Annotated in this window: 23 protein-coding genes; 21 read left to right on the top strand and 2 right to left on the bottom strand. The window is 67.1% G+C overall.

What is annotated here, in order from left to right:
- The 11 genes from C1I98_RS16190 to C1I98_RS16140 form a co-directional block, all read left to right on the top strand.
- A partial coding sequence (locus tag C1I98_RS16190; protein ID WP_146607473.1) for a glycosyltransferase occupies window positions 1-617 on the top strand: 617 nt, incomplete at its 5' end.
- Window positions 589-1,272 carry a PIG-L deacetylase family protein gene (locus tag C1I98_RS16185; RefSeq protein ID WP_111168285.1) on the top strand — a complete coding sequence of 228 codons (684 nt, stop codon included), beginning with the start codon at window positions 589-591 and terminating at the stop codon, window positions 1,270-1,272. The genes C1I98_RS16190 and C1I98_RS16185, both read left to right, overlap by 29 nt.
- 5 nt (window positions 1,273-1,277) lie before the next feature.
- Window positions 1,278-1,961 carry a WbqC family protein gene (locus C1I98_RS16180; protein WP_111168287.1) on the top strand — a complete coding sequence of 228 codons (684 nt, stop codon included), beginning with the start codon at window positions 1,278-1,280 and terminating at the stop codon, window positions 1,959-1,961.
- A complete protein-coding gene (folE, locus tag C1I98_RS16175) occupies window positions 1,958-2,506 on the top strand; it encodes a GTP cyclohydrolase I (RefSeq protein ID WP_111168284.1) in 549 nt (182 codons plus the stop codon). Before C1I98_RS16180 ends, folE begins: the two co-directional genes overlap by 4 nt.
- Before the next feature lie 5 nt (window positions 2,507-2,511).
- A complete protein-coding gene (locus tag C1I98_RS16170) occupies window positions 2,512-3,108 on the top strand; it encodes a nucleoside/nucleotide kinase family protein (protein ID WP_146607472.1) in 597 nt (198 codons plus the stop codon).
- Window positions 3,105-4,115, top strand: coding sequence for a radical SAM protein (locus tag C1I98_RS16165; protein ID WP_111168282.1), 1,011 nt, complete (start codon window positions 3,105-3,107; stop codon window positions 4,113-4,115). Before C1I98_RS16170 ends, C1I98_RS16165 begins: the two co-directional genes overlap by 4 nt.
- The gene (locus C1I98_RS16160) at window positions 4,112-5,101 is read left to right on the top strand and encodes a DegT/DnrJ/EryC1/StrS family aminotransferase (RefSeq protein WP_158558063.1); all 990 of its coding nucleotides are present in this window, start codon (window positions 4,112-4,114) and stop codon (window positions 5,099-5,101) included. Before C1I98_RS16165 ends, C1I98_RS16160 begins: the two co-directional genes overlap by 4 nt.
- Complete coding sequence (locus tag C1I98_RS16155) at window positions 5,092-5,721, top strand: 3'-5' exonuclease (RefSeq protein ID WP_111168280.1); 630 nt, start codon at window positions 5,092-5,094, stop codon at window positions 5,719-5,721. Before C1I98_RS16160 ends, C1I98_RS16155 begins: the two co-directional genes overlap by 10 nt.
- Complete coding sequence (locus tag C1I98_RS16150; protein WP_158558062.1) at window positions 5,678-6,361, top strand: nucleoside/nucleotide kinase family protein; 684 nt, start codon at window positions 5,678-5,680, stop codon at window positions 6,359-6,361. Before C1I98_RS16155 ends, C1I98_RS16150 begins: the two co-directional genes overlap by 44 nt.
- Complete coding sequence (locus tag C1I98_RS16145) at window positions 6,352-7,149, top strand: class I SAM-dependent methyltransferase (RefSeq protein ID WP_111168278.1); 798 nt, start codon at window positions 6,352-6,354, stop codon at window positions 7,147-7,149. Before C1I98_RS16150 ends, C1I98_RS16145 begins: the two co-directional genes overlap by 10 nt.
- Window positions 7,150-7,203: 54 nt before the next feature.
- On the top strand, window positions 7,204-8,106 hold the full coding sequence (locus tag C1I98_RS16140) for a phosphotransferase enzyme family protein (RefSeq protein ID WP_111168277.1): 903 nt from the start codon (window positions 7,204-7,206) through the stop codon (window positions 8,104-8,106).
- Here C1I98_RS16140 and C1I98_RS16135 read toward each other — a convergent pair.
- Window positions 8,092-9,474, bottom strand: a complete 1,383-nt coding sequence (locus C1I98_RS16135) for an NsdA family TPR-like regulatory protein (protein WP_111168276.1) — start codon at window positions 9,472-9,474, stop codon at window positions 8,092-8,094. The genes C1I98_RS16140 and C1I98_RS16135 overlap by 15 nt on opposite strands.
- A 347-nt stretch (window positions 9,475-9,821) precedes the next feature.
- On the opposite strand from C1I98_RS16135, the gene C1I98_RS16130 reads away from it, so the two are divergent.
- Together C1I98_RS16130 and C1I98_RS16125 are read left to right on the top strand one after the other, a co-directional pair.
- Complete coding sequence (locus tag C1I98_RS16130) at window positions 9,822-10,313, top strand: ATP-binding protein (RefSeq protein WP_158558061.1); 492 nt, start codon at window positions 9,822-9,824, stop codon at window positions 10,311-10,313.
- Window positions 10,303-11,718 (top strand): NsdA family TPR-like regulatory protein, encoded by a 1,416-nt coding sequence (locus tag C1I98_RS16125; protein WP_111168274.1) that lies wholly within the window; start codon window positions 10,303-10,305, stop codon window positions 11,716-11,718. The genes C1I98_RS16130 and C1I98_RS16125 overlap by 11 nt, the downstream gene beginning before the upstream one ends.
- 645 nt (window positions 11,719-12,363) lie before the next feature.
- On the opposite strand, the gene C1I98_RS40550 is transcribed toward C1I98_RS16125, so the two are convergent.
- Window positions 12,364-12,891 carry a hypothetical protein gene (locus C1I98_RS40550; RefSeq protein ID WP_146607471.1) on the bottom strand — a complete coding sequence of 176 codons (528 nt, stop codon included), beginning with the start codon at window positions 12,889-12,891 and terminating at the stop codon, window positions 12,364-12,366.
- A gap of 1,223 nt (window positions 12,892-14,114) precedes the next feature.
- Here C1I98_RS40550 and C1I98_RS16120 point away from each other — a divergent pair.
- The 8 genes from C1I98_RS16120 to C1I98_RS45650 all read left to right on the top strand — a co-directional run.
- A complete protein-coding gene (locus C1I98_RS16120; RefSeq protein WP_146607470.1) occupies window positions 14,115-14,942 on the top strand; it encodes a hypothetical protein in 828 nt (275 codons plus the stop codon).
- A gap of 11 nt (window positions 14,943-14,953) precedes the next feature.
- On the top strand, window positions 14,954-15,586 hold the full coding sequence (locus C1I98_RS16115) for an SAF domain-containing protein (protein WP_111168272.1): 633 nt from the start codon (window positions 14,954-14,956) through the stop codon (window positions 15,584-15,586).
- A 38-nt stretch (window positions 15,587-15,624) separates the two neighbouring features.
- Window positions 15,625-16,254: a hypothetical protein gene (locus tag C1I98_RS40545; RefSeq protein ID WP_146607469.1), complete on the top strand. Its 630-nt coding sequence runs from the start codon at window positions 15,625-15,627 to the stop codon at window positions 16,252-16,254.
- On the top strand, window positions 16,247-17,536 hold the full coding sequence (locus C1I98_RS16105) for a TadA family conjugal transfer-associated ATPase (RefSeq protein ID WP_199536986.1): 1,290 nt from the start codon (window positions 16,247-16,249) through the stop codon (window positions 17,534-17,536). The genes C1I98_RS40545 and C1I98_RS16105 overlap by 8 nt, the downstream gene beginning before the upstream one ends.
- Window positions 17,533-18,372, top strand: coding sequence for a type II secretion system F family protein (locus C1I98_RS16100; protein WP_199536985.1), 840 nt, complete (start codon window positions 17,533-17,535; stop codon window positions 18,370-18,372). The genes C1I98_RS16105 and C1I98_RS16100 overlap by 4 nt, the downstream gene beginning before the upstream one ends.
- Entirely contained in the window at window positions 18,372-19,211 is an 840-nt protein-coding gene (locus tag C1I98_RS16095; RefSeq protein WP_111168269.1) for a type II secretion system F family protein, read from the top strand. The genes C1I98_RS16100 and C1I98_RS16095 overlap by 1 nt, the downstream gene beginning before the upstream one ends.
- Before the next feature lie 15 nt (window positions 19,212-19,226).
- Window positions 19,227-19,430, top strand: coding sequence for a hypothetical protein (locus C1I98_RS16090; protein WP_111168268.1), 204 nt, complete (start codon window positions 19,227-19,229; stop codon window positions 19,428-19,430).
- A partial coding sequence (locus C1I98_RS45650; protein ID WP_146607468.1) for a TadE family protein occupies window positions 19,427-19,592 on the top strand: 166 nt, incomplete at its 3' end. The genes C1I98_RS16090 and C1I98_RS45650, both read left to right, overlap by 4 nt.

Below are 19,592 nucleotides of genomic sequence, written 5' to 3'. Positions count from 1 at the left end.
GCCCCGTCCCCGCCCCCGAGCGCGAACTGCTGCGCCGCCGCGCCCCGGTCCGGATCGTCTCGCGAGCCGAGCCGTACAAGGGCCTGGCCGAACTCCTCCAAGCGCTCCCCGACACCTGGACACGCCCAGTGGAGATCGTCCTGGCCGAGGCGGGCTTCGAGTACTGGCAGGGCATGCAGTCCGACGTCATCGAGGCCTGCCAGCGTGCCGCCAGAGCGCGGCCGGAGGTGGTACGGCTGCTGCCCGCGATGCCGTGGCGTGCCGTTCCCGACTTCCTGGCCGGCGCGTGCGCCACGGTGATCTCCAGCTACGAACCGGAGACCTTTTGCAACACGGCCGCGGAAGCGCTCAGCGTCGGCACCCCGGTCGCCGGGTTCTCGCTGGGCAACCTGCCGTACCTGATCGGAGCGGCGGGCCCGCTCGTCCCCCTGCAACACGGCTACCGCGCCCTTTGGGACCAACTCGCCCACTTCCTGGACGACCCCCACCGCTATCACGCCGCCGCCCGCGTGGCACCCGAGCGCGTACGCAACAACCGGCCCGAACAGGCCGTCGCCACCCTGCTGGCCCACGGACAGGAGGCCCCGAATGCAGCCGTTCGGACTCACACCCGCTGACCACGTACTCGTCATCGCGCCCCACCCCGACGACGAGACCCTCGGGGCCGGCGGCACGATCGCCCGGCTCGCCGAATGCGGAATCCCGGTGCACGTCCTGGCCGTCGCCTGCCCGGCCGTCGCCACGGGCAACGCGGCGGACCGGCTCGACGAGTTCGACACGGCCTGCGACGCGCTCGGCGTCGCCAAGCGCGACGTCGCATGGACCGGCGCGCGAGCGCGCCACCCGGGCTCCTGCCCGCGCGACCTCGTGACCCTCATCGAACTCGATCACTCACTCTCCCTGCACGCGCTCAGGCCCACCGCACTCCTGATCCCTGCCGACGGGACGTTCCATCAAGACCACATCGCCGTACACCAGGCAGCGCTTGCCGCCGCCCGCCCCCGAGGGACATGCGGTCCCGTGCCGAGGATCGTGCTGGGGTACACCGGGCCGGAGGACCGAGCGTGGACCGCCCGCGAAGGCGTCGTCCACGTGGACACCACCGCGGCGTGGCCCCGCAAGGAAAAGGCCCTGAACTGCTACGTTTCCCAGCTTCGCAGGCACTGCCACCCCCGCAACCTCGACCGGATTCACGCCTTCGACATGGCCTCAGGTGCGGCGATCGGCACCGAACTGGCCGAGAGCTTCGTGCCGTACCGGATGGGGTTCTAGTGACGATGACGCGCCCCGAAGTGCTGGTCGCGCACCAGCCCGCCTACCTGCCCTGGCCCGGCTACCTGTCGCGGCTGCTCGACGTGGACACGCTCGTCCTGCTCGACCACGTGCAGTTCGCCGAGCGGGGTCGCCAGCACCGCAACCTGATCCGTGGCAGCGGCGGCGTGCCACAGCGTCTGACGGTTCCGGTCCTGCACCGCTTCGGACAGCGCATCTGCGACGTCCGCGTGGCCGGTACGGCCTGGGCCGCCGCCCACTGGCGTGCTCTGACCTGCGCGTACGGCAGGGCGGCCTACTTCGCCGACTACCCGCTACGAGCGGTGTACGAGCGTCAATGGGAACGCCTCACCGAAGTCAACCAAGCGGTCCTGGACGTCCTGCTCGACGGGTTCGGCATCAAGGTGCACTGCGTCCGCTCCTCATCGATCGCCCCAGAGGGCTCGGGCACACGCATGCTCGCCGACCTGGCCCGCCACCTGGGACGGAACGTGCTGCGCGTCGGCACCGGCGCCATGCGGTACCTCAACCACGCCGTACTCGCCGAAGCAGGCATCACCGTAGAAGTCGCCACCTATGACCCACCCGACAGCCTCGCGGTCTCGGCCGTCGATCTGCTCATGCGCCACGGGCCGGCGGCTCGAACGATCTTGGAGCGGCATGGGCAGGTCACGGCGGTAACAGCATGACCATGGACGAGGCCCGCATCCAGGCCCTTTACCGCGAACTGCTCATCGCGATCGGAGAGGACCCAGACCGCGAAGGGCTGCGCGACACTCCCCGGCGCGCCGCCGCCTTCTGGCGCGACTTCCTCACCTACCGGCCCGGCCGGATCGACACCACGTTTCGCCACGAGCCGGCCGGTGAGCAGTTCGTCCAGGTCAGCGAGATCTCGACCTGGTCCCTCTGCGAACACCACCTCCTGCCCATTCACCTACTCGTGAACATCGCCTACCTCCCTGCAGGCGCGGTACTTGGACTGTCCAAGCTCGTACGCGTCACCGAACTGGCCGCGAGACGCCTGCAAATCCAGGAGCGGTTTGTCGAGCAGGTCGCCGACGAACTCCAGAAGATCACCGGCAGCGACGATGTCGCGGTCGTGGCCGCCGGCCATCACCTGTGCATGAGCATGCGCGGCACCCGCGCCCAAGGTGCCCGGACGCTGACCCGGACCTTGCGCGGACGCTTCCTGCAAGACCCCCGCCTGGTCTCTGCACTTGGGGCCGGACCATGAGGTGGGTGACCGTGGAGGGCGTCAACGGCGTCGGCAAGAGCCACCTCATCGCCCAAGTCCCCGATGTCGTCCGGCTGGCCGAGTTGCCGGAGTGCGCCGCCGATCCCCTCACCGAACGACTGATGGCCGCCCTCGGCGGAGATCGTTTTCTGCGTACCGGGTTCCCGCTCGCCGAGACGTTCACCCTGCTCGGCCTGGCCGCACGGCGCTTCGAGCTGGCCAGACGAGCCTACGGGGACAGTGCCGTGACGATCCTCGAAGACCGCGGCGTGGACACCATCGCCGTCTACCAGGCGGCGATCCTCTCCAACGGAGACGACGACCGCGCCCTTGAGCTGGCGCTGCGCCTGCGGGCGATGGCCGCGCAATGGCGGCCTCCGCCCTACAGGACCGTACTGGTCGTAGATGACGACCGCACCTGCCTCGCGCGATGGAACGCCCGCGAGGGCAGGTCCCCCACCCCCTCCGAACGGTCGCTGATGCGCCAGGCGAGCAGGCTCTACCAGCGGCTTCTCCAGCACTACACCATCATCGACCGGCGCGAACTCAACGAGCAGCAAGCGGTCCAAGCCCTGCTGAACGCCTGCCAGGAGCATCCATGAGAAAGCCGATCACCCTGCTGTGGTCCTTGCGATCACCCTGCAACCTGGGCTGCCGGTACTGCTACTTCGGCACCATCGAAGAGCATCGCGGCCGACCGACCCGCCCTGTGGGACAGCTCTCCCACCTCTCCCGAGACGACCTGAAGGCCGACGAGGTGTTCGCTTTCGCCCGCACGCTCGACCACTCCCTGGTCGGCCGCGTGTATGTCGCCGGCGGCGAACCGCTGATCTGGCCCCCGATCCTCGACCTCCTGAAGATCCTCAAAGAGGCGGGCATCGAGGTCGTGGTGTGCACCAACGGCATACCGCTCGCCCGAAAAGAGATCATCACCGGGTTGGTCTCGCTCGGCATCGACGCCGTCTCGGTTTCGCTGGACTCGACCGACCCCGCCTACAACGACCTGTGGCGCCCGGCCCGCAACGGCGCGGACGGATGGACCCAGGTGATCAACGGCATCCGCGCCGCCCGCCACGCAACCCCACGCCTTCGCATCGGCGTCTACAGCGTCATTACAAGGTGCAATATCCCGCATGTCGTCCAGGTGGCGCGGCTGGCCGCCGACCTCGGCTGTGACTACTACGTGCCACAACCGGTCGCCCTGGACGCCACACACCCTCTGCACAAAGAACTGTCCCTGCGGGTGAGCGACATCCCCGCGATCCGGGAGGCATTCGCGGAGCTCTACAGCCTCCCACTCACGCTGCCGGACCCAAGTTTCCCCACACAGGTCATCGCCTCAATCTCACACACCACGGCGACCGTCCAGAACTGCTTCGGCGGCCACACCTTGCACTTCATCCAGCCGGACGGCACGGTATGGGACTGCCCGTCGTCCCTGCGCATCGCCGCGACCCCCGAAAGCCGACGGAAGACCATCAAAGGCCGCAGCGCTGCCGAGATCTTCCCTGAGCCGCGTGGCTGCGGAGCCTCCTGCGCGCTGTTCTCCCGCGACTGCGTGAACATGTGGCCGCTGATGGACGGCGTACCGCTGGAGCGTGTCGCGTGACCCAGTCTCATGTGCGAGAGCTGGAGGCGGAGCTGGCGGAGGCGTTCGGCGTGCCGTACGCGGTCGCGGTCTCCTCCGGTACGGCGGCGCTGCACACCGCCCTCGTCGCCGCCGGAATCGGCCCTGGCGATGAGGTGGCGGTGCCTGCCGCGTGCGTACCGATGACCGTGGCCGCGATCACGTACACCGGAGCCCGGCCCGTACTGATCGACGGAACCGGCCACCAGATCACCCCCGCCACCCGTGCCGTCATGGCCGTGCACTTGGCCGGCCGCTGCACAGACCTGCCGAACCTGGCCGACTTCGCAGCAGCTCACGGCCTACGCTTGATCGAGGACGCTTGCCAGGCCCAAGGCAGCGAGTACGCCAACCGGCTCGCAGGAAGTTACGGCGACGTCGGCTGCTTCTCCCTGAAGGACGGCAAGATCCTCAGCGCGGGTGAAGGCGGGTACCTGCTCACCCACGACGCCGACCTCGCAGAACAGGCCCGCCGCTTCCGCACCCACCTCTCCGTCGATCATCCACGCGCCGGACCCCGTTTCGGCCACAACTACCGGATGCCCGAGCTCATAGCGGCCCAGGCCCGGCAGGCGCTGCTGGAGTTCCCCACCAAACTCGCCCAGCGCAAAGCCCAGGCCACGCTCCTCATGAAGCTCGTCGAAGGCACGCCCAGAGTCCGGCCGATGCACCCGCCACCCCACGAGAACTGGAACGGCTACAGCGCACTGTTCCACCTCGATCTCCCCCGGCCGCGCGACTTCTGCGCCCATCTGGCCGAAGCGGGCGTACCCAACAGCATCGGTACCTATGGCCTCATATCCGCCGATCGGCTACCGGCCATGGCCGCCTACAAGCCCGCGCGATGCCCACAAGCAGCAAAGTTCCTGGATCACACCCTGGCCGTGGTACTCAGCGAGCAGGATGACGACGACCGCATCCGGCACCTCGCCCACACCATCACCAAGGAGGCCCGCTCGTGGAACTGACCGAGCCGACGTTCGTCATCATCGACTTCGAGACGGTCACCCCGGCAGGCCAGCGGCCCCACCCCATCGAGGTGGCCGCCTGCGCCGCACGCTACCGCGACGGCTTCCTGACCGAAACCGGCCGGTTCACCGCACTGATCCGGCCGCCGGACGGCATCAGCCTCACCCGCTACGACATCGCCCAGACCGGCATCACCCCGGACATGCTCGCCGACGCCGAACCGGCCGCGACCGTGCTGTCCACCCTCGACGGCCGCCTGCGCCAGCCCCCTTACCTCCTCGTGGCCCACAACGCCCCCTACGAGGCCGGCCTGCTGTACGACTGGCGCACCGCCTGCCCGGTCCTCGCCCGTACCCCGTTGCTGGACACCGTACGGCTGGCCCGCGCCGCCTACCCCGGCCTGCCCCGACACCGCCTGGACGACCTGCTCCGCCATCTGGACATCCCCGCACCCGCCGATCGGCACCGCGCGCTGCCCGACGTCCTCGCGACTCTCGCCGTCTTCGAGCGCCTGCTGGCTGGCGGACACGACCTTTCGCACGCGGAGATCACGCCAAAGCTGCTGGAGGAGGAGCGTGAAGCCGCCAAGGGGCAGCAGGAATCTCTGTTCGCCCCCTGATCGTCCAGGGCACCTACTGGCCATCGAAGGCCTGAGCGGCACCGGCAAAACCTTCCTGACCACCCACGCCATCGCCCGGCTGGGGCCGAGGGCACCACACGTCCTGGACGACTTCTCGCAGCGGCTGGGACGCTCCGATCTCGGCAGCCGGATTATCACCGAACTCGCAGCGAGCGGTGACCGTTTCCTCCGCGGAGGTCTTCCGGCGAGCGAAACGCTACTCCTGCTCGCCGTCCAGATGCACGCCTACGAAGTCGCCCAGCCTCACCTCCACCGTGGCCATGATGTGCTGGAAGGCCGCAGCGTCCATGCCGTAGCGGTCTACCAGGCCGTACTCCGCCACCCCGACGATCCGAATCAGGCGCTGGGCCATGCGCGAATGCTCATCGAACTCGCCGCCGCCTGGCGCCCCTTACCCGATCGCGTCCTGCTGATCACTGATGACGTACCGGCCGCGCTGGCCCGAGTCGAGGCCCGCGACGGCCGCACCCACACCCGCGAGGAACTGCGGCTGCACCACCTCGCCGACCAGCTCTACACCAGCTTTGCAGCAGAGGACCAGGCCCGCTTCCACATCCTGGACCGGCGGACCACACAACCAGCCAGGGCATTGGACGAGGTGACCCGCTGGTGCGGCTGAATCCCACAGAATGCACCCACGCCCGCGCCCGATTCCCCACCTACCTGCGCGACGGCTGCGACACCATTCGCGACCACCTACGCGGCTGCGCCTCTTGCCGCCGTGCATGGAACCGCTACCGATGGGACATCGCCGCCACCACCCCCCTCTACGCCGAGATGCGAGCCTTCTTAGGCGCGTCATTCACCCCCTACCTCGACTCCTCCGAAGCACTGGCCCGCGAATGGCGTGCCAGACCACCGGGGGCGGACATCGCCGACTTCTTCCGCCACAGCATCGCCTACCTCTACAACCTGGTGATCTGGCAGGCCAGCGGCCACCGCCCGGACTACTGCGCCGCCGGAATCCCACTACTCCACCGACTCGGCGTACGGACCGTACTCGACTACGGCTGCGGCATCGGCAACGACACCCTGCCCCTCCTGGACGCCGAATTCCAGGTCACCGCTTGCGATTACGACTCCCCATCCACAGCCTTCCTCCGCTACAGGTCACACCACCCGATCACCGTGGTGGACCCCGATCATGTCCGCACCCTCCCACCCTTCGACGCCGTGTGGATCATCGACACCCTCGACCACCTGCCCGACATCGACGCAGCGATCGGCCCGCTGATGCGAACCACGCAGGTGCTGGTATGCGAGAACCTCGCCGTACCGCGCGGCGTGACCGGCAAGGGCTTCCACCGGCCGCTGACCCTCGCCCAATTCACCGAGCTGGCATCCCGGCACGGCCTGCACCCGGCCCCACTTCCGGCAGATTCACCGATCATGGCCTGGCAGCGCTGACCTTCCCCCCGGTTATGCTCGCAAGCAGGTGACCGAGCCGGCAGCGGGGTGATCATGGACAGCGAAACGTCCTTCACCGCGGACATCGCACTCGACGTCCTCCAGCAGGTCTGCGCGGATGCCGGGCTCGATACGCGCGAAGCCGAACTCCTCGGCCCGATCGGCGACAACGCCGTATGGAGGCTGCCGCTCGAAGGAATCGTCGCGCGGATCGCCTGGAGTACCGACGCGCTGCCCAGCGTACGGCGCGAACTCGGAGTGGCGGCCTGGCTGGCGAAGCAGGACTTCCCCGCCGTACGCGTGGCCGCGTGCAGGGAACAGCCGTTGATCCACCGCGGACGAGTAGTGACATTCTGGGAGGAGATACCCAAACCACAACAGGCGTCCACCGCCGAGATGGGCACCCTGCTGAAGCGGCTACACGCACTTCCGTGCCCGGACGACGGACTACTGACCCCCTACGACCCGTTTGCCCGCCAGCTCTCACACATCGACGAAGCCACCGGAATCAGCACGGAAGAACGTGCATTCCTCAGAACCCGGCTCACCGAACTACAGAACGCCCACGCCTCCCTGAACTTCGCACTGCCGCCCGCCGTGATCCACGGTGACGCCCACCGCAAGAACATCGTCCGCGCCGCCGACGGCCAGGTCATGCTGCTGGACTTGGAGCGCTTCAGCACCGGGCACCCCGAATGGGACCTCACCGTGCCCGCCGTCTACCGCCGGGTGGGCTGGTACGACGACGCGACCTACGCCGCCTTCGCCCACGCCTACGGCCTGGACGTGACCGAATGGAGCGGCTTCCCGGTCCTCGCGCAGATCCGCGAACTCCGCATGACCACCTGGCTGGCCTCCCGTACCGGCCGCGAACCCCGCCTCATCCCCGAAGCGCTCCACCGCATCGCCACCCTGCGCGACCCCGCACTGCCGCGCCGCTGGTCACCCGGCACATAGCGCCATTTCTCGCAGTTGCTGGCGAAAGGCGACCACCGGCGCCAGCGCGGCATAGGAGTCGAGGCTGCGATCGAACGTACGGACGTACTCACGCACCCGATGTGACTTCAGCCGATCCACCAACGCGAGCGCCTGCGACGCCACGGCACAGGCCTGCTCCACGTCCCGCTGCGACGGACGCTGGGGCGCGAGATACGCACCCGCCATGGTCATGCGGCAGAAGGTCCGGCTCCGCGGATAGGCATCGCTGGAGGATTCGAGCGCCATACGCGCATGCCGGGTCGCATCGTCACTCTGCCGCAAAGCGGCGAAACAGTGCCCGAACTCATCATGGAACTCCGCCTCATCGAAATAGCCGATCCATTCCGGCTCCTCCATCGTCCCCGCCTTGGCGAACGCGCCTTCCGCCTCCCGAAGCGCTCTCAAACACGCCCGCCGGTCGCCGAGACTGGCGAGCCCGCGGGCCTCCATCACGCAATACATCGCATGCACGGTCGCCGTGGCCTGGCCCTTCGCGCCCAGCTTCGCGGCGCGGGCGAAGTCCACGGCCTCGCCGTACTCCCCGAGGAAGTTGGCCTGGTGGCTCATCACGGCCAGCACCTTGCCGCCCAGCGCCCGATCCCCCGACGCGTGAGCGAGGCTCAACGCCTGCACGAAGTACCGGCGGGCCAGTCCGTGCAGGCCGATGTCGTAGGCCATGGCCCCGGTCTTGTACGTGAACCGCGCGGTCTCCGCGAACAGCTCCCGCCTGATCTGGTCGGTGTAGTTGCCGTGGAGCAGAGGAGCGACCTCGCTACGCAGGTACTGCACGGCCGCGCGCCGGGCGTGGCCCCCGCCGTACCTGTGATCGAGTTCCTCGAACATGCGCGCCGTGGCCCGCACGGCATCGACATCGTGACGGCTGACCTTCAGCGTCCGTCCGGTACGGCTGAGCGGCTCATGCGGCGGCGCCACCAGCCAGCGCGCCATCGGCGGAACGAGCATCGCGGCCGACACCGTGCCGTGCCAGAGAAAGTCCTCTTGCCGCAGATCCTCATCCCACAGGATGCGGGACGTCCGTACCGTGGCAGCCTGCTGCCCGGAGAAGGCAAGGCCAAGGGTCAGCGGCGGGCCCTTCCGGGAGTCCATGCCGATCTCCGGAAGAGTCAGCGGCCGACCAAGGCGCTGCGCGAGAACGGAGGCGATCAGCTCCGGTTTGGCCCCACGGGGCCGCATCCCGGACAGCCACCGCGCCACGTCCACATGTGTACACGAGACGGCCAGGCCGCGCTCCGCACCAAGCCGGCGGACCTCTCTGGCCAGAGCCTTGTTGGAGATCCCGGCCTCGTCCATGGCGGCGGCAAGGTCGTCGTTGGGGTTGCTCGGCATCGTCCGCCCCTCGCTCAGGAAACAGCCACATTCAGCGCACCAAGGGCCTTGACTGAGAGTAACCACTTAATCGCGCCAGATGTATAGCGCTTACGGGTATAGCGGCGGCCGAGTGAACCCTTTGTGCACCCCCTGCCGGAAAGTGCACCCGATCTGATCGCTTCCCACGCCTTACTGCGCGGACTTAGCTGGGCAGGAGCACACCTCCTGTTCTCCTGAATGCGCAGGTCAGGCACATGATCAACCTCCCCCGCCCAACGCACGGCGTTGCCTCCGGGACATCCACCCCGTGGTGGCAGTCCTGGCATACGACGGCGGCGAGCGTTGTCCCTTGCTCCAAGGTCATCGTGCGTACGTTGCCGAAGGGCGACGCCGCCCACCGCGCCCGTCACCTCCTGCGGGAGACCCTCACCCAAGCCGCCGTCGAAGACGACCAGATCGCCGACGCCGAACTCGTCGTCGCCGAACTCGCCACCAACGCCGAGCTGCACGGCCGGGGCCCTCTAGAGATCCGCATCGGCACCGTCGTGCAAAGACCCCTCTGGTGCGAGATCGTCGACAGCGACCCCAACCTCGGCGACGTACCAGCGCTCCTGGCGAACCTGCGCGCAGCGGCACGCGACACGCTCCCGACGCTGGACATTCCCCTCATCCCCGAGGCCGGCCGGGGACTCCTCATCGCCCACCGGCTCTCCAACGGCCGCTGCTACGCCTACCGCACGAGACTCTGCACCAGCACGACCCTCGGCAAGGCGGTCGCGTTCGCCCTCCCCATGGCGGCCACGCCACCCATCCCCCGCCAACTGACCCTCGTGGAGGCGGACCACGATGCCCGATGACCGCCGCGCCACCCAGCCGAACCGCGCCCTGCAACACTGGTTCGACCTGTCGGGATACTCCAAGCAGGGCCTGGCCACAGAGATCACCCGCCTGGCACGCGCCGCAGGCCACGCCAACGTCTGCCCGGACGGCAGCCGTGTCCGACGCTGGCTGGTAGACGGCGAAATCCCTCGGGATCCGGTACCGGACCTCCTGGCCCAGATCTTCTCCGAACGCACCGGCAGCCGGGTCACCCCCGCCGATCTCGGCATCTGCCGCCAGCCTGCCGATCAGGTCTCCTGGGGCGCAGCGCCCACGACAAAGGCCCTTGGCCACATCACCCGCATGGACCTGCTCCGCCAGGGCGCGGCCTCACACCAGGGCGTGGAGTACAGCGTCACACCCGACGCCCTCCTCCAGCACCTCCAAACCTGGGCACACGCGACCCCGTCCACCTTGCCGAACGCCGTCGAAACGGCCGGCTCCATCGGCATGAACGACGTCGAGAAGATCCAAGCGACCACCGACATCTTCAAGAAACTTGACAACGCCTACGGCGGCGGACTCCTGCGCACCGCAGTGGTCGGCCAGGTGGCCTGGGCAAACAGTCTCGCCCATCACGGCACCTACTCCGAACCCGTGGGACGGGCGCTAATGGCGGCCCTCGCCGACCTCTGCGGAGTCGCCGGCTGGATGAGCCACGACATCGGCGCCACCGACGAGGCCGTCCGGTACCTCGTACTCGCCACCCAGGCCGCCAAAGAAGGCGGCGACCGTAACCTCGCCGCCCATCTCCTCCAATGCCTCGCCCGAGTCTACGGATACATCGACAAACCGGCCCCGGCCCTGGAGTTCATCACCCTCGCAACGTACGGCTCCCGCGAGACCGCCACCCCACGCATCCGCTCTGGGCTGTATGCGTTGGAAGCCCGCTTCAACGCCATGCTCGGCCGCGAAAGACCCACCTTGCAGGCCATCAACCGCTCACTTGAGACCTTCGCCGAAACCGGTCCATCCGATCATGAAGAAAGCTTCACTTCCCACCTGGACGAAACAGAACTGCACAGCACCCTGGGCGAGGTATATCTCTTCCTTTCCCGCACCACCCACCGGCCTGAGCACGCCGCCACCGGAGCGGGACTCCTGTCCCACGCCGCATCGTCACGCCCCGCAGAACGACTGCGCAGCAAGATCTTCGACTACCTCGGCCTCAGCCGCGCCTGCCTCGCCCTCAAAGAGCCCGAGGCCGCCATCGCATCAGCCACCACGGCCGTAGATCTCTCAGGGGAAGTTTCCTCGATACGCATCCTCAATCGTTTTCGGGATCTTCTGCTTGAAGGTCAAGATTTCAAGGAAAGTGACGGTCTAACAGAATTGCTCATGCGGGCGTGCAACAAGATAGGCAGCACTATAGATGTACACTGACAAAAGGCTCTATTCGGTCGTATAGGCTGGCTGGCCTGCTCTGGGCCGCGATCAAGTTGATAACCGGACAGCTGGCTCGCCGCCCGGTCACATCCTATCCGTAGTGCGTTAAGGCTGCGGCCGGCTGGGAGCGGCGGAAAGTTCGGCCAGGTGGCTATTTTGCCTGGGGTAGTCTCGTCAGACCCCAACTGACCTTCTCGTGACCACTCCGCCCGCCGCAAATCCGTTTCCTATTCAGTCTCAAACTGAAGGAGCACCCTCAAGCTGGCGCGAGGATACGAGAGGATGGTTTATATGGGTAGAAGAGAGAAAGTTCCATCCTCATTTATTCGCGGAAGTAGCGAGGCAATGGGTCCGGATTCGACGATATCTCTGATAACTTTGACCATAGCGCTTACTCCTTTGACTCTAATGACGATCAGGTCCGGTGTGCAAAAGTAGCTGCCATGAAGGGATTCTCCGGATTCAGCATGGCGATCCATAAGGCGATAAACCTCCTCCCTTGTCATCATCAGGGCGCTGTAACGCTCGCCACTAGGCAAAGTGACAATTGCATCGCCAACTTCCATGCCCTCCGGATCCATGTCACCATCCAGAAGGATTCGTACAGCAAAAGCCTTTTCGGTCCACGAGTAGTACCCGTCGCTATCTACCATACAGTTTCTTCAACCTCTCGATCACTTTACCCTCGTTGCCCTTGTTTGCCTTGCCAACAATAATAATCCTGTCTCCTATCTTGCGAAAGAACAGCCGCGCTCCATCTCTGCTGCGCGCGTACAGCACATCGGTGCCCCCCAATGAGCTACTCCCGATGCCAGGGTTCATATTTCCTTCCGAAAGCTGTTTGAACATATGATCGAGACTTTTTTGATGACTCTTCCCGGCATCCTTTGCAGCCTTTTTCAGAAAGGGGGTGTCGGCGACCTTCTCGATCTCACGGCCATCCACCGACTTCTCCGAGCCGGCACCGCCGGATAAGTCGGGAATGGTGTTCACCACGATCATCCCAGCGAGTGCGACGGTGGTCACAAGAACACCGATGAGCCAGACACGCACGCGTGAATACAGCACGCCGCAGCCTCCAGATGCCGATGAAACCTGCGACGCGCCGCCCGGCTGTCGCCCGCCAAGATGGTGGAAATATGAACGATCAACCGGAATATCGATCAGCAACAGCGTTCGGTCAATACGGTCAAGGTGACTTATCGATCACCGACCGCAGGCGATCGGGCGGAATCGAGGCACTCGTCGCGGCGGTCATGGCAGGTCAGCCGACAGGTCACTGTCGAGCCAGTCAGGTGGCTGAGCACGTGATCACGATTAGGTCACGGACGCTGGCTGTGGCACTGAGGCTGTAGTCAACCCCACAGGGGGTAATCCCAAACCTGAGCCGGGAAGCCCACTCGCCTCCGAGACCGCTCCATGGAGCGGGGGGAGTGCCGTCTCGGTTGTGAACGTTCGCGTCATCCACAGAGCGGGGGGTCGTGAAGCTGATCGGGAAATGGGGCATCCAAGTCCGACCGCCTGGCTACCGCATGTTCAGCGGGCGGCCACTCACGGGAACCCTCGAATCCGCCTCCGTTGGCGCGCAGTCCTCAGCTTCACGACAAGGGCACCTCATCGCGCATGACATATGGTTCAGCGGTCTACGTAAACTTTAATTGTGTCACGTGTCCGTAGATGCAAGCTCGGCGAATTACGTCAGGATGCCTGAACTGTAGTCAAGAGGGCGAGTGGTGGCTAGAAATGTCATTTCGGTATGGCAAAAGCCACTTACCTGCACGAGCCCTTGGTCCCTTTTGGCTTTAGAGACTTTCCGTATTAGGCTGACTACTCCAAGTGGTCGCTCTGTTTCAAGGCGAGGACATGTCATGTGGCGGAGCCATGCCTTCTGCTGGCCGGTTGTAGCTTTGCTGCTCGCGGGACTGTCCGCGTGCCAGTCGTCCGGCTCGCGCTCCGGAGCTCCAGACACCACTCACTCGCCCGCGCCGGCCGACACCTTGGCTACGGCGAAACAAGCTGTTCTGACTGCATACCGCGGCATGTGGCAGGATTTTCAGGACGCGGGTCATACCGCCGACTGGGAGGCTTCTGTTCTTGGCGACCATGCCACCGGTGACGCTGAAGTGGTCCTCCGGCATGGGCTTTACGTAGCAAGTCAAAAAGGGACAGATTCTCAAAGGTAAGCCGCTCCTGCACCCAGAGGTGACCGAATTCACCGAAAAATCAGCAACCATCGCCGACTGTGTCGATGACTCTCACTTCGGTCTCCATAATAAAAGCGGCAAACGAGCCAAAGAGGCTGGAGCAGGAGGCCGTCACAAGGCCACGGCGCAACTCGTTCGGCGTGAGGGCTCATGGTACGTGAGTTCCTACCTCCTGGATGAGGTGGGCACATGCTGAAACGACTCGCTATCGGCGGCATTGCCGCATCCCTATTCAGCCTGACGCCAGCCGACGGTGACGGTGGCGGCGCGACCCTCATCCAATGCGGTGGGAATGGTGGCCCCGGTTGTGTCACCGAAGCCCGGCGCTGGTGGAACGGTCTATCTGCTGGAAACAGCGGTGGCAAGCCTGCTCCCCAAGCGGAGAAGCCGCGTTGCACCACCGTGCCCGCGGAGCCGCCGCCGGGGGCGTTCGACAGTGGCCGGTGGTCGATGATCCAGTGCCCCGGCCAGCCGGGACTGCTGGTCAGGGATGGCGGTGCGCCCGAGCGTGACCCGGCGGATGAGCAGGTCACCCCAATGATGGTGGCGCTGATGGCCCGCGACCGTTTGAAACTCCCAAGACCGAAGATCGTCTCGTCGCCCAAGCAGGACGTACCCCAACTCGTACGCCTCCCCATATGGCTGTCGGTCTCACCTACGACCTGGCAGCCCCACAGCGCAGCCGCCGACGCCGACGGCATCACGGCTACGGCGACAGCGACGCCGACCACCATCACGTGGGACATGGGAGACGGCCGCACAGTCACCTGCCGCGGCCCCGGAACGCGGTTCCAGCCCGGCCGTCACGATCCTGCCAAGGCATCGCCCACCTGCGGCCACAGCTACCAGGAGTCCAGCGCGACGGTTCCGGGAGGTCGCTACCGAGTCACCGCGACGATCACATGGGCGGTCACCTGGTCCACCGCCAGAGAGCGCGGCACTCTGCCGCCGCTGAACACCGCCTCAACCACCAGCTTCCGCGTGGCCGAGAGCCAAGCGATCATCACGGCGTCCTGAACGGGGGAATCATGGTCAAGTCGGCGCTCAAACCCATGAAGCCCAAACCGCTCCCGTTCATCACACGCCCTGGCGCCGGACGCGTTCTGCTCGGCGGGCTTGTGGTGATGGGGTGCGCCTTCGCTTCCACCACCATCACTATGCGGGCCGAGGTGGCCGCGTCCGCGCTGGCCGTTCAGTCCGACCTTCCGGTCGGCCACACACTGAGCCGGCACGACCTCAGCACGGTCAGTGTGACCGTGGGGCCGAGCGTACGGTTCGTCCAGGCCGATCGAGTTCAGGAGGTCGTGGGAAGACGGCTGCGGGTCCCTATGGTGGCGGGCGCCCTTCTTACTGAGGGCAACCTCGGCAATCCCACGTATCCGCAGCCAGGCCAAGCGCTGATCGGCGTCGCGGTCAAGCCAGGCCAGTACCCACCTGACATCGGTCCAGGGGACCGCGTCGCCGTTTCCACAGTCTCCGACGCAACCGACTCGCAGCGGACGGCGCCCGTCTCCGTCACCGCCGTCGTGACCAAGATCGATCGTCCCACGGAGCCACAGAACCCCGCGGTGGTCACGCTGCTGCTCCCGCACGCCCAAGCGCGCCTGGTCGCCGCCCCGGCCGCGCAGGGACTGACGACCTTGATGCAGGTGGCGCCTTGACCGTGATCGGTGTGGCTTCGATGTCAGGCGCTCCAGGGGTGACGACGCTCGCGTACGCGCTCGCCCTGGCCGCACATGCAACGCTCCTCGAACTGGATGCGTCCGGCGGCGACTTGGCGAGCCTTCTCCGGCTCCCGCCCGATCCTGGCCTGGTCTCGTTGGCGGCTGAAGTACGGCGGAACCGTGGCCCGGACGTACTCGGCCGCAACGCTCAGATGCTGCCGGCCGGTGTCGCAGTGATCGCCGCACCTGCCCGGCCCGATCGCGCGAGCGCGGTACTGAGTGCGCTGGCCCCGGCCCTGCCTGAAGTGCTCAGGGAGGTGCCCGCGCACATGCCGATCGTGGCCGATCTCGGGCGGCTCACCGGCCCGTCCAGAGACTTCGCCGCCCTAACGGACCGGCTTCTGGTGTTGACACGACCTCGGATGCCGGACCTCGTCCACCTCGAAGGGCTGGCGGAAGCCGTACCGCACGCCGAACTGATCCTGATGGGACGCGGACCGTACCCGCCAGGAGAAATCACGGCCGCCCTCGGCCTGCCGGTCACCGCTCACGTCCGTCATGATCCGGCGGCGCGGGCGCTCCTAGAAGGACGGCGACACCGTACCCGCCTGACTCGCGCCGCCGCCGAGATCGCCGCGACCCTCATGGAGCCGGCCCGTGCATGACCTCATCAGCAAGATCCGCGGCGAGGTCGCCGATCGGATCGCCGAGCGTGCCTGCGCAGACGAGGAGATCGGCCGGGCGCCAATGTCGCCGCAGGAGCGGCGGAAGTTCGGGCAAAAGCTGATCACCGAGGCGCTCGACGCCCACGTACGGCGGGCACTCGATTCAGGGCGAACACCGCTCGATCCGACCGGAGAAGCCCAGATCGCGCGGGCCGTGGACAACGCGCTGTTCGGGCTGGGCGGCTTCCAGCAGTACCTGGACGATCCGCTGGTCGAGAACATCAACGCCAATGCCTACGACGATGTCCACGTCCGCTACGCCGACGGCACCGAGCGCGAGGTCGGCCCCGTGGCCTCCTCAGATGAGGAACTGACCGAGCTCGTCCGCACCGCCGCCGCCCTCCTCGGCGTCGGCGAACGCCGCTTCGATCCCGGGTCGCCGACCCTGGAGATGGAGTTGCCCGACGGCTCCCGGCTGGTCGCCACGATGGCGGTCTCCCGGCACCCCGCCGTGTCCATCCGCCGGCACCGCTTTCCCACCGCCACGCTGGACGAACTCCGCCGTACCGGTACCTTCGACCGCCCCATGCAGGCGTTCCTGGCCGCCGCGGTCGCGGCCCGCAAGAACATCGTGATCGTCGGGGCCACCGGCAGCGGCAAGACCACCCTCGCGCGGGCGATGGCCTCCGCGGTGCCCCGGCATGAGCGGATCATCACGGTCGAGGAGCAGTTCGAGCTGGGCCTTGATCGCGACCGGTCCACGCACGCCAACGTCCTGGCCCTACAGGCCCGGCGGGCCAACATCGAGGGCCTGGGCGCGGTCACGCTGTCGGACCTGGTCCGTACGGCCCTCGGCATGTCACCGAGCCGCGTCATCGTCGGCGAGGTCAAGGGCGATGAGTGCATTCCGATGCTCAACGCGATGACGCAGGGCAACGACGGGTCGCTGTGCACGCTGCACGCGAGTTCGAGCCAGGGCGCGTTCTCCCGGCTGGCCTCGTTCGCCGCCCAGGCACCCGAACGCCTGTCGGCCGAGGCGAGCGCCCTGCTGGTCTCAGAGGCTCTGCATTTTGTGGTGTACATGGCGGTCACCAGGGACGGCAGGCGGGCGATCTCCAGTGTCCGGGAGGTCGTGGGCTGCGAAGGCATCAACGTGATCTCCAACGAGGTCTACGCGCCGGGACTCGACCGGCGTGCCGTACGCGCCAACCCGCTCCGGACCGAGACGCTCGACGACCTGGAGGCCGCCGGGCTGGACGTCGAAGGGTGGCTGCTGTCGTGATCAGTGCACTGGCCATGCTCTCCGCGCTCACTGGCGCGGGGCTCGGACTCGGCGCGCTGCTCATGGTCTCTGGCTTCCAGGGCCATCCGATCGAAGCGCGGCCAAGGCCCACACTGCATCCGAGGCTGCTGGTCAGGCTCGCGGCCTGCGCAGGGGCCGGCGTACTCGTCGGGGCGCTCACCCGATGGCCGGTCGGGGCGTTCCTGGCCGGGCTGGGTGCCTGGTTCCTGCCGCAGGCTCTTGGTCCTGACCGGGACCATGCCCGCCGCGTCGAGAAGATCGAAGCGGTGGCGACCTGGGCGGAGATGCTGCGGGACACCCTCGCCGCGTCCGCCGGACTGCACCAGGCGATCATGAGTACGGCTCCGATCGTGCCCGAGGCCATCCGGCGGGAGGTCATCGAGGCCGCGGCACGCGTTGATCGCGGAGAACGGCTGGCCCAGGCATTGAAGCAGCTCGCCGACGAACTCGCCGATCCGACCGCCGACCTGGTGTGCTCCACACTGGTGATGGCCTCCACCCGGCAGGCCGGGCATTTGGGCGAGCTGCTCGGACGACTCGCGGAGGTGGCGCGCGCCCACGCGGTGATGCGGCTCCGGGTCGCCGCCGCGCGTGCACGGACCCGCTCCTCGGTCCGTACGGTCATCGCGGTCACCATGCTCATGGCGGGCGGCCTGGTACTCCTCAACCGCGACTTCCTCGCCCCCTACGACAACGCGACCGGTCAGGCCGTACTGCTTCTGGTGGGCGTGGCGTTCGCCGGATCGTTCGTACTCATCCACCGGCTGGGCCGGATCCACGAGCCGCCGCGCATCCTCAGCCGGGCGGAGACCTGATGGCGGCGTCGCTGCTGCTCGGAGCAGGGATTGGCCTCGGGGTGATGTTGATCGTCTCGGGCCTCTGGCCGTCCCGCCGACCACTGGCCCTGGAAGTGGCCCGGCTCCGCCACAGCCTCCCCCAGAGCCGGACGCGCCTGCTGGCCGCCCGTGGCATGCCACAGGCCCCCTCCACCGACCTGGCCGTTTGCGGCAAGGACATGGCCCGGCACCTTACCGAGAAGGGCGTCGCGACCTTGGTCTTCGCGCTGCTCGGTCCCGCCGTGTACGCGGTTCTGGCTCTGGCGGGTGTGCCGATGCCCTGGCAGGTGCCGGTCTGGTGCATGCTGCTGCTCGGCGCGCTCGGATTCTTCGTGCCCGATCTGGCACTCCGGTCCGAGGCGGCCAGGCGCCGGGCCGAGTTCCGGCACGCCCTTTCGGCCTTTCTGGATCTGGTCGTCGTGTCGCTGGCCGGTGGGCGGGGCGTGGACGGCGCGCTGGCCGATGCCGCAGAACAGGGCGGTGGCTGGGCGTTCGTCCGGATACGTAGCACGCTCGTGGCGGCGACCTCTGCCCGCCGTACACCTTGGTCGGCGCTGGGGCAGATCGGCGAGGAGTACGGCATCCGCGAACTGTCCGAGCTGGCCGCCTCGGTCGCCCTGGCCGGTACCGAGGGGGCGCGGGTACGCGCATCGCTCATCGCCAAGGCGAACTCGATCCGCACCCACCAGCTCGCTGCGATCGAAACGGAAGCGCAGGCGGCCACCGAGCGAATGAGCGTCGCCACGGTGGGGCTGTTCGTCGGATTTCTGATCTTCACGGGGTACCCGGCCATCGCCGCAGTGCTGACCGGGTTCTGAACGAGGGGGAGGGCCATGTCCCGAATCGCGTTGATCGTCTTTGTCGCCTGCGGGGAGAGGGTGCGAAGGTGCCGGGAGATCGCCAGGCAGCGGCCGGACGGGGGCTATACGACGGAGACCGTGGTCGTCGTCGCGATCCTGGTGGCCATCGCGGTCGCCGTCGGCGCGGTGCTGATGTCGAAGCTGCTCGCCAAGGCCAACTCGCTCGACCTGCGGTGAACGATCGGGGCTCGGCCACGGCCGAGCTGGTGGTGGTCTTTCCGTTCGTGATGCTGTTGATCCTGCTGGTGGTCCAGTTCGGGATGTGGCAGCACGCTGTACACGTCACCGAGGTGGCGGCGGCCGAGGCGCTGGCGGTCGCGCGGGCGCATGGCGGAAGTG

The organism is Spongiactinospora gelatinilytica, from assembly GCF_003236385.1.
GTDB classification, from domain to species: Bacteria; Actinomycetota; Actinomycetes; order Streptosporangiales; family Streptosporangiaceae; genus Spongiactinospora; species Spongiactinospora gelatinilytica.
This window is presented reverse-complemented; position numbering and strand designations above follow the sequence as displayed.

Bases quoted from the DNA above. Each gene is read 5' to 3' on its own strand.
- C1I98_RS16095 (WP_111168269.1), top strand. From the start codon at position 18,372: ATGGCGGCGTCGCTGCTGCTCGGAGCAGGGATTGGCCTCGGGGTGATG.
- C1I98_RS16165 (WP_111168282.1), top strand. From the start codon at position 3,105: ATGAGAAAGCCGATCACCCTGCTGTGGTCCTTGCGATCACCCTGCAAC.
- C1I98_RS16185 (WP_111168285.1), top strand. From the start codon at position 589: ATGCAGCCGTTCGGACTCACACCCGCTGACCACGTACTCGTCATCGCG.
- C1I98_RS16125 (WP_111168274.1), top strand. From the start codon at position 10,303: ATGCCCGATGACCGCCGCGCCACCCAGCCGAACCGCGCCCTGCAACAC.
- C1I98_RS16115 (WP_111168272.1), top strand. From the start codon at position 14,954: ATGGTCAAGTCGGCGCTCAAACCCATGAAGCCCAAACCGCTCCCGTTC.
- C1I98_RS16135 (WP_111168276.1), bottom strand. From the start codon at position 9,474: ATGCCGAGCAACCCCAACGACGACCTTGCCGCCGCCATGGACGAGGCC.
- C1I98_RS16090 (WP_111168268.1), top strand. From the start codon at position 19,227: ATGTCCCGAATCGCGTTGATCGTCTTTGTCGCCTGCGGGGAGAGGGTG.
- C1I98_RS16140 (WP_111168277.1), top strand. From the start codon at position 7,204: ATGGACAGCGAAACGTCCTTCACCGCGGACATCGCACTCGACGTCCTC.
- folE (WP_111168284.1), top strand. From the start codon at position 1,958: ATGACCATGGACGAGGCCCGCATCCAGGCCCTTTACCGCGAACTGCTC.
- C1I98_RS16180 (WP_111168287.1), top strand. From the start codon at position 1,278: ATGACGCGCCCCGAAGTGCTGGTCGCGCACCAGCCCGCCTACCTGCCC.
- C1I98_RS16120 (WP_146607470.1), top strand. From the start codon at position 14,115: ATGCTGAAACGACTCGCTATCGGCGGCATTGCCGCATCCCTATTCAGC.